Here is a 14,576-nt window from a genome sequence, read left to right on the forward strand (position 1 = left end):
GTCAGAACATCAGTGGCAGCAAGGCATGTCGGCGGCGGACGACCGCGCCGTAGCGGGCGTCGATCCGCATCCAGGCGTCGGTGGCGCTGACCCGCACCAGCTCATCGGGTGACGGTGGGGCAAAGCCCATGCCGGACAACGCCATCAGCATCCGCATCGGGATCACCACCCGCATCCCGTTGCCGGACACGGTGATCGCCTCGCTGTCCAGCAACGCGGTAGAGGCGCCCCCGGCCGGGCCCGGGGCGCTCTTGGCCCGCTCGACCCCGGAGTCGGCCAGTTCGGCCAGGACCTTGGCCGGCACGTCGTCGACGGTGATCCAGCCCTGCTGCGGAGGCAACTGCGAGCGCCAGGCCGCGTCGATCACGGTGCCGGGGTCGACGTCGCCGGCGCTGCCGACGGCCAACGCGGACAACAGGTTCCCGGCATGAACCGTCGCGTCCGACGGCTGCAGGCCGGCGTGCACCGCGCGGGTGGCGAGGGTGTCGAACGGAGTGGTCGCCCACAGCCGGACCAATTCACCGTCGACCTTGAGCCGGATCGGCCCGACCGCGTCCCAGCGGGCCACCCGCCCCGCGAACGCCGCGGCGTCGTCGCGGTCCGCCTTGCCGGCGGGGTGCAGTAGGGCCATCGTCAGCCGCCGTTGCCGGTGCTCTGGTCGACGGTGCTGAGGTAGTCGGTGAGGAACTCGCGCTCGCCCTGGTCCAGCCGGCGCGGCCGGAAGGTGTCGGAGTTCACCGGTACCAGCACCGTCGACGCGGTGGCCGACAGAAGGCCGTCAACGGTCACCAGGTAGTCGATGGTGAACGCCGACCCGCCGAGCTTCAGCACGCCCATCGAGACGGTGACCTGCGCACCGAACGGGATGGGCCGCCGGTACCTGATCTCCAGCTGCGAAACGACAATGCCCTCGGTGAGCCGATCGACTCCGCGATCCGTGGCCTCGACGAACAGCCAGTCGACCCTGGCCTCCTCGAGCAGGGTGATGGTCCTCGCGTTGTTCACATGCCCGAAGGCATCCAGATCCGACCAACGAACCCTGACATCGGTGACGAACCGCCCGGCAACCGTCTGCCCCACCGGCACTCCTGTCGTTTCGGGTCCCGCGTTTTGCCGAACCACTGCGACCCCTGTCTACCGGATCATCGTCCTGACCTCGCGGGCGGCCACCGACAGCGCCGCCAGATCCTGCGCCGCGGTGTCGGAGATCTCCGTCAGCGTCGTTCGCGCCCTGGCCAACCGCGACGCGTTCTCGATCTCCCACTGGGCGATCTTGTCGGTGGCGTCCTGACCGGGCGAGGTGGTCGACAGGACGTCGGCCGTCAGCAGCCGCATCGAACGGTACAGGTCGTCGCGGACCGCCTGCCGGGCCAGCGCGTGCCAGCGGTCGCCTCGTTCCAAAGCGGTGACCTGCGAGAGCGTCCGGTCGAAGTCCAGGTGAGCCGACAGGCCGTAGTACACGTCGGCGACCTCGAACGGATCCCGGTCCGTTTCCGTTGCCACATCGACGATATCGAGCAGGCTGAAGGTGTACAGGCTGTAGGCGACCCGCCGGGCCAGCTGGTGGTCGCAGTGCAGCTCGACGAGGCCGCCCGCATCACGGCCCACGTTCTCGTGCTCGACGCCGCGCAGCAGCTCTGGCATCTTCGGCGTCAGCGAGCCGACCACCTTCGCATACCGTTCGATCTCGCCGGACACGTCCAGCGGCTGCGGCCGCCGGACCAGGAACCAGCGGGCCGCCCGGTCGAGCAGCCGGCGGGCGTCCAGCAACAGCAGGTCCTGGGTGGCCGCCGGGATGGCGTTGTCCCGATCGGCGATGTCCGCCCAGAGCCTCGGCAGGTCGAACACCTCCGTCACGATCCGGTAGGCCCGCACCGCATCCGTGGTCGAGGCGGCGGTCTCCTCCCCGATCCGGAAGATGAAGCTGATCCCGCCGCCGTTGACCACGTCGTTCGCCGTCATCGTGGTCACGATCTCCCGCGACAGCGGGTGCGCCGCAATGGCTTCGGCATACTGCTCGCGCATAGCCGTCGGGAAGTAGTGCGGCAGCATGCCGGCGAAGGCCGGGTCGTCCGGCAGATCACTGGCCAGCACCGCCCTGGCCGCTGCCGACTTCACATACGCCACCAGCACGCTCAGCTCGGGTGACGTCAGCCCTTCGCCGGCCGCGATCCTGGCCCGGATGGCTTCGTCGCTGGGAAGGAATTCCAGCGCCCGGTCCAGCCCCCCGTCGGCGACCAACGCGCCGATCAGCCGTTGGTGCACCGAAAGCATCGGTGCGGCATGCGCCCGCGATACCCCCAACAGCCGGTTCTGCGCGGTGTTGTCGGCCAGCACCAGCGAGGCCACCTCGTCCGTCATCGACGACAGCACAGCGTTGCGGCCCTCGAAGGTGAGGCGTCCGTCGGCCAGTTCCGGGCTGAAGGCGATCTTGATGTTCACCTCCCGGTCGGAGGTGTCCACCCCGGCCGAGTTGTCGATGGCGTCGGTGTTGATCCGTCCGCCACCCCTGGCGAATTCGATCCGGCCCAACTGGGTGACGCCCAGGTTGCCGCCCTCGCCCACCACCTTGACCCGCAGCTCGCCGCCATTCACCCGAACCGGGTCGTTGGCCTTGTCGCCGACCGCGGCGTTGGTTTCGCTCGCCGACTTGATGTAGGTGCCGATCCCGCCGTTCCACAGCAGGTCGACCGGTGCCAGCAGCACCGCCCTGATCAGCTCGACCGGCGACAGCGCGGCGACCCCGGCAGGGATCCCCAACGCCCTACGCATCTGCTCGGTGATCGGGATCGACTTCAGGGTGCGTGGCCACACCCCGCCGCCGGCTGAGATCAACGCCGGGTCGTAGTCGGCCCAGGATGAGCGGGGCAGCTCGAACAGCCGGCGTCGCTCGGCGAAACTGGTGGCCGCCACCGGGTCCGGGTCGATGAACACGTGCCGGTGGTCGAAGGCCGCGACCAGCCGCAGGTGTTCCGACAGCAGCATTCCGTTGCCGAACACGTCGCCGGACATGTCGCCGATGCCGACGCAGCTGAACTCCTGCGTCTGGGTGTCGACACCCAGCTCTCGGAAGTGGTGCTTGACCGACTCCCAGGCGCCCCGCGCGGTGATCCCCATACCCTTGTGGTCGTAGCCGGCACTGCCACCGGAGGCGAACGCGTCGCCCAGCCAGAAGCCGTAGTCGGCCGCGACGCCGTTGGCGATGTCGGAGAACTTCGCGGTGCCCTTGTCGGCCGCCACCACCAGGTACGAGTCGTCAGCGTCGTGTCTGACCACCCGCTCCGGCGGAACCACCGCGCCCCCGACGCGGTTGTCCGTGACGTCCAGCAGCGCCGAGATGAACGCCTTGTAGCACGCGATGCCCTCGGCCTGCTGGGCGTCCCGGTCCGCGGCCGGGTCGCCGGTCGCCGGCGGGGGCTGACGAACCACGAACCCGCCCTTCGCACCGACCGGGACGATCACCGCGTTCTTCACTTCCTGCGCCTTGACCAGTCCGAGGATCTCGGTGCGGAAATCCTCCGGCCGATCGGACCAGCGCAGGCCGCCTCGCGCGACGGCGCCGAATCGCAGATGCACACCCTCCACCTTCGGCGAGTACACCCAGATCTCGTGCACCGGTACGGGTTTCGGCATTCCCGGGATCTGGTGCGGGTCGAGTTTGAAGGACAGCGTGCCGCTCTGGTCGGCCCGATAGGCGTTGGTCCGCTGGGTCGCGGTGATCAGTTGCAGGAAAGATCGCAACATCCGGTCGGCGTCCAGACTCGCCACCGAGTCCAGCGACTCGCCGATCCGTTCGGCGATCGCGATCTCGGCGTTCGCCCGGTCGTCATCGGCACCGACGTCCGCCGCGTCGAAGGCGTCCGGATCGAAGCGAGCGGCGAACAATGCGGCCAGGTCGGCGGTGATCTCCGGATACTGACCCAGGACCTGCTCGAAATATCCTTGGGTGTACGGAGAACCGATCTGTTGCTGGTAGTGGGCGTAGGCGCGCAGGATGGCGATCTGCTTCCAATCCAGCCCGGCCGCCAACACCAGCCGGTTGAACCCGTCGATCTCGGCGTCGCCGCGCCAGCTGGCGATGAACGCCTCGGCGAACCGCTTCCTGGCGGCCTCCAGGTCGCCGTCGGACGGCAGCAGGCCCTCGGCGAAGGTCAGGCCGAAATCGTAGATGTGGGAAGGGGTTCCGTCACCCCGGACCACGTCGTACGGCCGTTCCTCGACGACTCCCGCCCCCATACTCTGCAGCAGCGGGAACGCGCGGGTCAGGCTGAGCGTGCTTCCGGCGGTGTACAGCTTGAGCCGCCGGTGCACGTCGGAGGGCTGCTCGGGAATGGTGATGGACAGCGCCAGGTCGTCCGGACCGGTCAGCGCGTCGACGCGGTCGAGATCGGCCACCGCGTCGGCGCCCCGGTAGTCCTCCTTGTATGCCTCGTCGAACGCACTGCTGTAGCGGGTCAGGACCCCGGCGGTATCCAGGTCGTCCTCGCCGCCGACGGCCGCATCCAGCAGATCGTCGTTCCAGTCCCGCAGCGTGTCCCGGAGTTTCAGCGACAACGCCGACGCGTCGACGTCGACACTCTCGCCGGGGGTGCTGACCAGGAACTGGACGGCGGCGAGTTCGGCGAGCCCCACCCTCGCCGTGTAGCGGATCTCCGAACCACCGAGTTCCGTCATCAGCAGGTTCTGCAGTTTCAACCGATTCGCCGTTGTCCAGCGGTCGCGGGCCAGGAACACCAGCACTGCGACGAACCGGCCGTAGGGATCGGGTTGCAGGAAGGCCCGCAGCCGACGCCGGCTGGAGCCGTGGACGACCTCACCGACCAGGTCGGCGACCTTCTCCGGGTCCGCCCAGAACAGCTCGGCCCGCGGCTGACCGGTGAGCAGGTCGATGACCCGCTGCCCGGTGTACGAGGTCGGCTCGGCGCCGACCGACGCCAGCACCTGCTGCACAGTGCGGCGCAGCAACGGAACGGTGGCCAGGTCGGCGTTCAGCGCGCTCGGCGTGAGCACACCCAGGATCCGGTGCTCGGTGCCGACCGTCCCGTCGGGGTCGCGCAACCGGACCGCGATCGAGAGTGGATTGCTGCCGGAGCCGATCACCGCGCCCCTGGCGGCCTGGGTGATCACCAGCAATCCGCCCTCGGCAGCGGTCTTGGTCATCGACGCGTCATCGAAGGCGGTCGCCTCTGCGGAGCCCGTGCGGTACACGCCCAGCCCGGTCTCGGCGCCCCGCTTCCGGGCGCCGCCGGGGAACGTGTCCCGCCGATAGCCGATCAGCGTCATGTTGCCCAGGGCAACCCAGTCGAGCAGGTCGGCCACCTCGGTGCTCTCGCCATAGGTGCCGCCATAGGTGCCGCCGTCGGTGCCGGCGTCGGTGGCGCCGTCGACAGGGTGCCGGCGGACCGCCGCGGCCGCTGCGGCCACCGCATCCGTCATTGCGGAGGTGTCGTCGACCACCGCCCGCACCTCGGCGAGCACGTCGGTGATCCGCTGCTCGATGGCTTCCGCCCGTTCGGCGTCCGACAGCCGGTCGATCAGCACGTGCATCCAGGATTCCTTGATGCACTCCTTCTTCGCGGCGGCCTGCTCGGCGGGCGAACTCAGCGACAGGTCAGTGCGACTACGGACCTCGACCAGTTCACCGTCGGAATCCCGACGTACCAACAGGATCGGGTGCTGGACCCGGAACACCCTGACTCCGGCCGCGGCCAGCGCCGCCACCACGGCGTCGACCAGATGCGGCATGTCGTCGTTGACGATGTCGACCACGGTCACCTGCTGCGCTTCCCCGGACCGGGTCCGCGGGTTGAAGACCCTGACCTTGCTGGTGCCCGGTGGCCGGTGGCGGCCCAGCCGCAGATGGGTGTCAAGGATCGAGGTGGCCTCGGCCGCGGATACCGGCAGGTCCTCGGCCGGTAGATGGCGGAAGTACTCCTGGATCAGCACGGCCCGCTCCGGTTCGGCGGCGGCGGCCTCCGCGACAGCTGGTGGCGTGGCGGTGTGAGTCATCAAACGCTCCTGATCATCGGCGCCCCATTGCGCCGTTTCGGTAACCCGAGCCTAACGGCCGCGGCGGCCCGCGGATGCCGCACCACCGGAAGTTCGCCCGGCTGTGGGGCACGTCTCGAATCGGGGCGGCGAACGGTCCGGCGGAGAGTCCTGCGGAGGTCGCCGGCGGTCGATCCCGGTGAACGGTCGAGCGGCGGCCGGATCATCCGATCCCGAGCCGCTCCATTGCCTCGATCGCCGACTCGGCGGTGTCCGCCGCCTCGATCCGGACGTCCTCATCGCCGTCGCCTTCGCAGTGTTCGGCGACCGTCAGAATCGTCGCCAACTGCTCACGACAGCCGAGCACGCCCGGGATCTTCGCCGGGCCTTCGGCCGCCTCGGTCACCTGGCCGAGGAAGTACAGCAACTCGACCTTCGCCGCCGGGTCGGCGACCAGATCGCCGCGCAGCAGCCTGGCCACGTACCCGGCGACCGCCGGCGTCGCCTCGGTCGCCCGGCCGCCCGGAGCGATAGCGGCGTCCAGATGCTCGGTCGCCGCCCGGACCGCGTCCGGATCGGCCGACTTCAACGCCCGCAGATGCGCCGCTGTGTCGGTGGCCGGACCCAGGGCGTGCCGCACGCCGTCCAGGTCAGGTGGCGCGATGTCGACCATGACGTGCTCCCGTGCTCCCGTGCTCCAGGTTGACTCAGTCGCGGGTCAGCTTGCGGTGGGTGACCCGGTGTGGCTTGGCCGCGTCGACGCCGAGCCGTTCGACCTTGTTCTTTTCATAATCGGAGAAGTTGCCCTCGAAGAAGAACCAGGCCGCCTCGTTCTCCTCGGTGCCCTCCCAGGCCAGGATGTGGGTGCAGGTCCGGTCCAGGAACCAGCGATCGTGGGAGATCACCACGGCGCAGCCGGGGAAGTTCTCCAACGCGTTCTCCAGCGAGCTCAACGTCTCGACATCCAGGTCGTTGGTCGGTTCGTCCAGCAGCAGCAGGTTGCCGCCCTCCTTGAGGGTGAGCGCCAGGTTGAGCCGGTTACGCTCGCCACCGGAGAGCACACCTGCCGGCTTCTGCTGGTCCGGCCCCTTGAACCCGAACGCCGAAACGTAGGCCCTCGACGGCATCTCGACATTGCCGACCTTGATGTAGTCGAGACCGTCGGAGACCACCTCCCAGAGGTTCTTCTTCGGGTCGATCCCGGCCCGGCTCTGGTCCACGTAGCTGAGTTTGACCGTGTCGCCGACCTTGACGGTCCCGGCATCCGGCTGCTCGAGACCGACGATGGTCTTGAACAGCGTGGTCTTTCCGACGCCGTTCGGGCCGATCACCCCGACGATGCCGTTGCGCGGCAGGGTGAAACTCAGGTCCTCGATCAGCACCCGGTCGCCGTAGCCCTTCTTCAGGTCGGTGACCTCGACCACGATGCTGCCCAGCCGAGGGCCCGGCGGGATCTGGATCTCCTCGAAGTCGAGCTTGCGGGTGCGCTCGGCCTCCGCCGCCATCTCTTCGTAGCGCTCCAGCCGGGCCTTCGACTTCGCCTGCCTGGCCTTGGCGCCGGAGCGCACCCAGGCCAGTTCCTCGCGCAGCCGCTTCGACTGCTTGGCATCCTTGCGGCCCTGGATCTCCAGCCGGGCGGCCTTCTGCTCCAGGTACGTCGAATAGTTGCCCTCGTAGGCGTGCAAGCGGCCGCGGTCGACCTCGGCGATCCAGCTCGCCACGTTGTCCAGGAAGTATCGATCGTGGGTGACGGCGATGACGGCGCCGCCGTAGCTCGCCAGGAACTGCTCCAGCCACTGCACCGATTCGGCATCCAGGTGGTTGGTCGGTTCGTCGAGCAGCAGCAGGTCGGGAGCGCTCAGCAGCAGTCGGCACAGCGCGACCCGGCGCCGCTCGCCGCCGGAGAGGATGTCGACCGGGGAATCACCCGGCGGGCAGCGCAGCGCGTCCATCGCCTGCTCGAGCTGCGAGTCCAGGTCCCAGGCGTTGGCGTGGTCGAGTTCGCCCTGCAGCTTGCCCATCTCGTCGCCGAGCGCGTCGAAATCGGCATCCGGCTCACCCATCGCCTCGGCCACCGCGTTGTACCTGGCGAGTTTCGCGTAGAGCTCGCCGAACGCACCCTGCACGTTCTCCAGGACCGTCTTGTCCTCTTCCAGCTCGGGCTCCTGCATCAGGATCCCGACGCTGAAGCCGGGGGTGATGTAGGCCTCACCGTTCGACGGGGTGTCCAGGCCGGCCATGATCTTCAGGATGGTCGACTTGCCGGCACCGTTCGGCCCGACCATGCCGATCTTCGCGCCCGGGTAGAACGACATGGTGACGTCGTCCAGGATGAGCTTGTCGCCCACGGCCTTGCGGGCCTTCTTCATGGTGTAGATGAATTCCGGCACAGTTCCCTCTCGTATCCCTCAGGTTTATCCGGCGGCAGCTCGCTGATGGCCGGCCGGTCGCCACCGACCAGTCTGCCTCACTCCTACTCAGGTGTTGGACAGCGATCCGCGCGGCCGGGCGGAGACGCGGCGGGCGCTCATCGCCGCCAGGCCCGTTGCCAGGTGCGGCAACGGGCCAGAGAGCGATCGGTGCCGCGATGGCCGCACCGGGATCAGGAGACGGTGACCAGGTTGTCGTCATCCCGATCGGTCTGCGCATTTGCCCACGGATCGGACAGCGCGGCACCGGCGCCGTCGATACCCGACTCGCCCGCCACCGTGTCGTCAGCCGCTGTGTCGGAGGTCAGGGAGTCGTCAGCCGTGTCGTCAGTCGCGCTGGTGACGGACCCGTTCCCCGTGTCCGAGGTGGCGCCGGCATTGAAATTGAGCCGCTGGAAGCGCGCCGAGCCGCGGGACAGATCATGGGCGACGATGTCCGCGACCACCCGGGTCCGCCGATGCGAGGCCCCGTCCTGATCCACCCAGGAGTTCTCCTCCAGCCGGCCGTAGACCACCACCGGCTGCCCCTTCTGGATGCTCGAGACCACGTTGTGTGCCAGTTCCCCCCAGCAGACCACGTCGGTGCCGTTGACCTCCGACTCCTTCCACTCGTTCGTCTGCCGATCGAGCCAACGGCGGTTGTTCAGCACCCTCAACCGCACCCGAAAGCGCGGATCCTCGCCGCCCGGCTCCGGTGTGTAGGCCACGTTCCCGGTGACCCATGCTGTTGCCTGTTGCTGCATCGACATCGCCCTACCCCCTGCTCACAGTGTCGGCGGGCCGGTCGACCGCGCCGTGCCGTCACCGTGCTGGAAGATCGGGAACGGTTCAACCCGTCCCGGCCGGTCCTGTGGACAACCAGGATTGGGTGGACAACTGGGTCCTCGCTTCAGGATCCGCCGGCGGGCGGCTCGCCCGTTGCCGGCAGCCGCTTCCCGGCCGCCTGGTCCTGGGCGAGATCCCGGAAGGCGAGTTCGGCGAGCATGGCGTTGTAGTCGTCGAGCTCCCGCTCGGCCTTGACGTTGCCCGGCCGATCCAGTCGCTTCGCCTCGCGCGCATCGCTGGACGACCACTGGGCCATCAGTGCGATCACCACGATGATGATGGGCAGTTCTGTTGCCCCCCAGGCGATCGCCCCGCCGAGACGTTGGTCGGACACCAGGTCGGTGACCCAGGGCAACGAGAGCGAGCGATAGTAATCGGCGGCCATCGCTGAGTGCGAGTTCATCAGCGTCAACCCGAAGAAGGCATGGAACGGCAGCGCACCGAGCAGCAGACCCAGCTTGAGCATCGGCGGCAGCCGCCGCGGCGCCGGATCGACACCGATGATCACCCAGTAGTAGAGGTAGCCGACCAGCAGGAAGTGAAACCCCATGATCACGTGTCCGATGTGGTTGGACATCAACGTGTCGAACAACGGGGTGAAGTAGATCGCGTAGAACGACCCGATGAACAGCGGGAACACCACCAGCGGATGGGTCGCGGCCTTGGCCAGCGGTGAATGCACGATGCGCACCACCAGCTCGCGCATGCCCGGTGGTTGCGGCTTGTGCGCCGCCGGCAGCGCCCGCATCGCCAGAGTGACCGGGCCGCCGAGCACCAGCAGGATCGGCGCCATCATGCCGAGCACCATGTGCGTCATCATGTGGATGGAGAACTGCGCCGTCGCGTAGGCGCCGAAGCCGGACGAGGTGGCGAACAGGATCAGCAGCCAGCCGACGATCCAGCTGATCGTGCGGCCGCGCGGCCAGGCGATCTGCTGTCGGCGGAGCCGGACCAGTCCGGCGATGTAGAGCCCGATCGCCACCAGCGCAGCGGTGCCGAAGATCAGGTCGAATCGCCAGGCGAACAGCAGGTGACCGATGGTGGGCGGACCGGGCAGCGAGTAGCCGAGCACGTCGACCAACGGATCGGGCACCACGCCGGACGGTGGCGGGCTGGCCGTGCGGCCGAGCGCGACCGCGATGCCCATGGTGGTCGCCATCAGCAGTGTTTCGACCACTGCCAGCCGGGTCAGCGGACGGCGCTTGCCGGCCGCCACCGCCGGCAGGGTCACCCGTCGGTGCAGGAATCCGATGACGCCGAGCACGACCAACAGCACTGTCTTGGCGATCACCAGCGTTCCGTACTCGGTGCTGAACACGTCGCTCCACCGGGAGAACCGCAGCCAGGCGTTGCCGACGCCGGAAAGGGTCACCGCGATGAACGCGACCAGTGCCGTGTTCGAGTAGCGCTGCGCGATCACGCCCAGATGATCGGCTCGCTGCCGGGCCAGGCCGATCAGTGCGACCAGCCCGCCGATCCACACCGACACGCCGACCAGGTGATAGATCATCGTGTTGCTGGCCAGATCGTGGTCGCCGCTCTGCGCGGCGTGGCCGGCGATGGCCATCGGCACCACCGCGGCAACCGCGAGTGCCAGCAGCAGGAATGCGCCGCCGGGGCGCAGCACGGACCGGGAGATGATGGCGATCAACAATGCCCCGACGGCCGCGATCAGCGGGGCGCGGATCGATTCCAGGGCCTGCAGTCCGCTGAGAATGCTGCCGCCGCCCAACGAGTGGGCCAACGTCGCCCCGCTGGCCTCGGAGACGTTCAACGGAACGAGCGCCAGCCCGGACACCGCCCAGACGGTGGCACTGAGCGAGGCGGCGCGGACCGCGCGGTAGCCGCTCACCGTGAAGATGCCCGACCGTTGCGGCGGCGCGTACAGTGCGGCCGCCAGCAGCCACCCGAAGGTGAGGGCGGTGCTCAGGTCGAAGATGCCCTTGACCGCGGGCAATCCGTAGCTGGTGAGCACCCCCGGGTCGGGCAGCCCGAGAAAGGCGTCCCGAGGCTGGACGGCCGCGGTGATCCCGACGGCGACACACACCACGATCGCCGCGGCGGCCAGGGCGAGCGGCCCGGTTGACCAGCGGGAGGGCGCGGCGAAGCCACGGGCGCCACCTGCGTCCACCTCGTGCCCAGCGGACTCGGTCACCGCCATCACTGCATCGCCACGCTGCCAGCGTATCGACTCTGCTACGACGACCGAACCTGGCGCCTTCAGATCGGCGCCCCCGGCAGGATTCGAACCTGCGACCCAGTCATTAGAAGTGACTTGCTCTATCCACTGAGCTACGGGGGCTCGACAAGAGAGATTACTTCGAATCTGGGGGGCGATCTGCAACGGATGAGTGTCGGTGGGTCCTGGCACCGTCCGCCGGATGCCTCCCCATCACACGAAGGACAAGGGCGATCTCGCCCAAGCCAAAGTCGCGGCGGACCTCATCGGGCGAGGTGCAACCGTGCTGCTGCCGCTGCCAGGCTGCTTGACGACACGCAGCATCGTGACACCGAACCAGGGGCCGCCGTACTGGAAGCCGACCCCGAGCCCTCGCAGGGTGCCCTGACCGAGGTGCGCCGCGTGCCGGCCCGATCCAGTTCCCGCTGCCAGAGCTGAGTGCGGCAGCAGCGGCGACCACCCCGGAGACGACCTTGCTGCGGCTCTACGGGCCTCCGGGCGCCGGCCGCGAGCGGGGCGTATCGATAGCTGAGCGTCACAGCCTTGGCCGGGTGTGCGCGTTGACCTGCCGGACTACTAATACCTCAGGGCGGTCGGTGGTGATGGGTTCCAGCGCCCGGCGGCTTGCGAGGACGGCGAGGCCATGAATGCCGGCCCAGAGGTCAGTGGTCACCTCAGCCGGTTCGGCCGGCCCGATCTGTGCCACGCAATCGCTCGCGAGTGTGAAGAGGGCGAGGCTGTGGTGGCGCAATTGCTCTCCGGAGTCTTCGAGGAGATCGTGGCGGAACATCAGCTCGAACATCGCCGGGTGTTCTTGTGCGAACGAGACGTACTCGTTGGCCAAGGCACAGAGTTCCTCGCGTGCCTTGACCGGGTCAGCGGTCGTTTGCGGCCTGCGTTGAGCAGTGCGCATTCGTGCACGTAGGTCGGTGAATCCCTGTGCGGCGACAGCGGATAGCAGCGCGGCGCGGGATGAGAAGTGCCGGCGCGGGGCGCCGTGCGATACGCCAGCCCGACGAGCCACCTCACGCCCGGTGAACTCGCCGACCCCTACCTCCTCCAGCAGGTTCACCGCGTGCTCGATGAGCAGAGCCCTGGCCTCACCGTGTCGCGTCATGTTGACACCGTATACGTTGGGTAGACGGTGTCTACGTTTTCTCCTGGGACGGGGTGGAAAGTGGTTGTTGGGCTCGGTTTGGCGTTGCTCTCGTCGCTGGCGCACGCGGGGTGGAACACGCTGGTCAAACGTGTCTCGGCCGCCGGGGTTCCAGCGATGTGGGCGTACACGCTTGCCGCGTCTGTGCTTCTGGTGCCTCTGACGGTCGTGGCCACCGCTGGGCACGCCGTGCGTTTCACCGGAACTGGCCTGTTGCTGGCGCCGGTCAGCATGGCTTTGCATACGGCGTACGCGGCGCTGGTCCAGCGGGCCTACCGGTCGTTCGATGTCGGGCAGGTCTATCCGCTTTCTCGCGGCCTGGCGCCGGTGCTGGTCGCGGTCCCGGGCGTGACGCTGTTCGACCAAGGCCTGACGCCGGCCAGATGGGTGGGCGTGGCACTGATGGGCATCTCGGTCGCGTTGCTGACTTTCGAGCGATCCGCATCCCTGGACCCGGCAAGGAATCTACGGCCAGTGTTGTGGAGCACCGGCATTGCCGTGACGATTGCCGCCTACACCCTCTACGACGGGTGGGCCGTCGTGACGATGCAGGTTGACCCAATGGCCTATTACTTGATCACCGGGCTGCTCCAGTTAGGGCTGATGACCATGTTGATCCGTCATCGCATCCCGGAAGGCGTCGATCAGTTCCGCCAGCACACCGCATCGATCGTCACCCTCGCTGTGCTGATCCCGGCGTCATATCTGTTCGGTCTGTACGCGACACAGCATGCGCCTATATCTTTGGTCGCCGCGGTTCGAAGCACCAGTCTGATTTGGGCGGCGATCGCCGCCACAATGATTCTACGAGAACCGCTGCGCCGCAGCCGCATCCTCGCGACAGTCGCTGCGGTCGCCGCGTTAGCTCTGCTCGCAATATGACGGTTGTCCCTGGCCGCGAAGGTGAAGCCGACGTGCGAGATGTCGTCCGGGTCAACAGACTGTCTCTCCCTGGCTAGATTTCCGTGGTGTCATGACCACCTGGCCGGCGAACGTGAAGCCGCCGCCGAATCCGAGCAGCAGGGCTGGGACATCAGGCGGGATCTTGCCGAGGTGCCACCATTTGCTCAGGCCGAGTGGCACGCTGGCCGCCGACGTGTTGCCGGACTCAGTGACATCGGTGACCACGATCTTGGTACTGAGTCCGAGCGCCTCGGCGACGGGCTCGATGATGCGCAAGTTTGCCTGATGACAGGCCAGAACAGCGATGTCGTCCGTCGTCATGCCCGCTGCAGCGATCGCACGCTGCCCGTGACCGGCCGCCTTCCCGATCGCCCAGCGGAACACATCCCGGCCGCTCTGTCGAAAGGTGTTGCTGGGCGGTCCGATCACGACCGCATCCACCAGGCTCGGCTCGGAGCCCCAAACGACTGGGCCGATGCGAGCTTCGTCGCTTGCCCTGACGATGGCAGCGCCCGCACCGTCCGCCGTCAGCACAGCGGTGCTGCGGTCGTTCCGATCAGTGAAGGCCGAGAGTTTCTCCGAACCGATCACGAGCGCTGCGCTCGCGGATCCGGATCGAATCGATTGATCTGCCAGGCCCAACGCATATTCGAATCCCGAGCACGCTGTATTGATGTCGAGAACTGCGGGGCCGGCCAGATCCAGCCCTGCTGCGACTCGTCCTGCCGTGTTCGGTGACCGCTCCTCGGCGGTTGTTGTCGCGACGATGACGAGGTCGATGTCTCGTGGGTCGCAGGCGGCGGTCTCGAGCGCATGACGCGCCGCCGCCGTCGCCATCGAGGCCACCGTCTCCGCCTCGCTCGCGAGGTGGCGGGTCAGGATTCCGGTCCGGCGGCGGATCCACTCGTCGCTCGTGTCCATCACCGCCGCCAGGTCGTCGTTGGAGACCGACCGCTCGGGTTGGAAGTGCCCCATCCCGACGATCTCGGCGCCCGGTGACCCTGTTCGTAGCCGCATCTTCCGTCCCTCTTCCCGTGTCCTGCCTGATCCGGTCCTCAGCTGCGCTCCCGGCGCGACGCCCATTTTTAGCATACGA

General features: G+C 68.0%; 10 protein-coding genes and 1 tRNA gene. 1 reads left to right on the plus strand and 10 read right to left on the minus strand.

From position 1 onward, the window contains the following. Window position 1 precedes the first annotated feature (1 nt). From K340_RS0101695 to K340_RS0101735, 9 genes are all read right to left on the minus strand, one after another. Window positions 2-631 (minus strand): hypothetical protein, encoded by a 630-nt coding sequence (locus K340_RS0101695; RefSeq protein ID WP_029135430.1) that lies wholly within the window; start codon window positions 629-631, stop codon window positions 2-4. 2 nt (window positions 632-633) lie between these two features. Then, window positions 634-1,080, minus strand: a complete 447-nt coding sequence (locus K340_RS0101700) for an acyl-CoA thioesterase (protein WP_037362427.1) — start codon at window positions 1,078-1,080, stop codon at window positions 634-636. 54 nt (window positions 1,081-1,134) lie between these two features. Then, a complete protein-coding gene (locus K340_RS0101705; protein WP_037362200.1) occupies window positions 1,135-6,009 on the minus strand; it encodes an NAD-glutamate dehydrogenase in 4,875 nt (1,624 codons plus the stop codon). A gap of 202 nt (window positions 6,010-6,211) precedes the next feature. Next, complete coding sequence (locus K340_RS0101710) at window positions 6,212-6,661, minus strand: hypothetical protein (protein ID WP_029135433.1); 450 nt, start codon at window positions 6,659-6,661, stop codon at window positions 6,212-6,214. A 34-nt stretch (window positions 6,662-6,695) separates the two neighbouring features. After that, window positions 6,696-8,378: an energy-dependent translational throttle protein EttA gene (gene ettA / locus K340_RS0101715; protein ID WP_029135434.1), complete on the minus strand. Its 1,683-nt coding sequence runs from the start codon at window positions 8,376-8,378 to the stop codon at window positions 6,696-6,698. Between the two features lie 212 nt (window positions 8,379-8,590). Then, complete coding sequence (locus K340_RS33735) at window positions 8,591-9,166, minus strand: single-stranded DNA-binding protein (RefSeq protein ID WP_051264781.1); 576 nt, start codon at window positions 9,164-9,166, stop codon at window positions 8,591-8,593. A 140-nt stretch (window positions 9,167-9,306) separates the two neighbouring features. Then, window positions 9,307-11,397, minus strand: coding sequence for a cytochrome c oxidase assembly protein (locus K340_RS26755; protein WP_161632036.1), 2,091 nt, complete (start codon window positions 11,395-11,397; stop codon window positions 9,307-9,309). A 74-nt stretch (window positions 11,398-11,471) separates the two neighbouring features. After that, a tRNA-Arg gene (locus K340_RS0101730) sits at window positions 11,472-11,544 on the minus strand. Window positions 11,545-11,956: 412 nt separating this feature from the next. Continuing rightward, window positions 11,957-12,538: a TetR/AcrR family transcriptional regulator gene (locus tag K340_RS0101735; RefSeq protein WP_029135435.1), complete on the minus strand. Its 582-nt coding sequence runs from the start codon at window positions 12,536-12,538 to the stop codon at window positions 11,957-11,959. 84 nt (window positions 12,539-12,622) lie between these two features. On the opposite strand from K340_RS0101735, the gene K340_RS26760 reads away from it, so the two are divergent. After that, complete coding sequence (locus K340_RS26760; RefSeq protein ID WP_154674017.1) at window positions 12,623-13,459, plus strand: EamA family transporter; 837 nt, start codon at window positions 12,623-12,625, stop codon at window positions 13,457-13,459. A gap of 51 nt (window positions 13,460-13,510) precedes the next feature. Here K340_RS26760 and K340_RS0101745 read toward each other — a convergent pair whose 3' ends face one another. Beyond that, complete coding sequence (locus K340_RS0101745) at window positions 13,511-14,497, minus strand: beta-ketoacyl-ACP synthase 3 (protein WP_029135436.1); 987 nt, start codon at window positions 14,495-14,497, stop codon at window positions 13,511-13,513. Window positions 14,498-14,576: the final 79 nt, after the last annotated feature.

Origin of the sequence: Nakamurella lactea DSM 19367 (genome assembly GCF_000426645.1) — a bacterium.
In the GTDB taxonomy this organism is placed as follows: Bacteria; Actinomycetota; Actinomycetes; order Mycobacteriales; family Nakamurellaceae; genus Nakamurella; species Nakamurella lactea.

What these genes read in the sequence shown, in the direction of transcription:
- K340_RS0101695 (WP_029135430.1), bottom strand. Translation starts at nt 631, where the DNA reads ATGGCCCTACTGCACCCCGCCGGCAAGGCGGACCGCGACGACGCCGCG.
- K340_RS0101705 (WP_037362200.1), bottom strand. Translation starts at nt 6,009, where the DNA reads ATGACTCACACCGCCACGCCACCAGCTGTCGCGGAGGCCGCCGCCGCC.
- K340_RS0101710 (WP_029135433.1), bottom strand. Translation starts at nt 6,661, where the DNA reads ATGGTCGACATCGCGCCACCTGACCTGGACGGCGTGCGGCACGCCCTG.
- K340_RS33735 (WP_051264781.1), bottom strand. Translation starts at nt 9,166, where the DNA reads ATGTCGATGCAGCAACAGGCAACAGCATGGGTCACCGGGAACGTGGCC.
- K340_RS0101735 (WP_029135435.1), bottom strand. Translation starts at nt 12,538, where the DNA reads ATGACGCGACACGGTGAGGCCAGGGCTCTGCTCATCGAGCACGCGGTG.
- K340_RS0101745 (WP_029135436.1), bottom strand. Translation starts at nt 14,497, where the DNA reads ATGCGGCTACGAACAGGGTCACCGGGCGCCGAGATCGTCGGGATGGGG.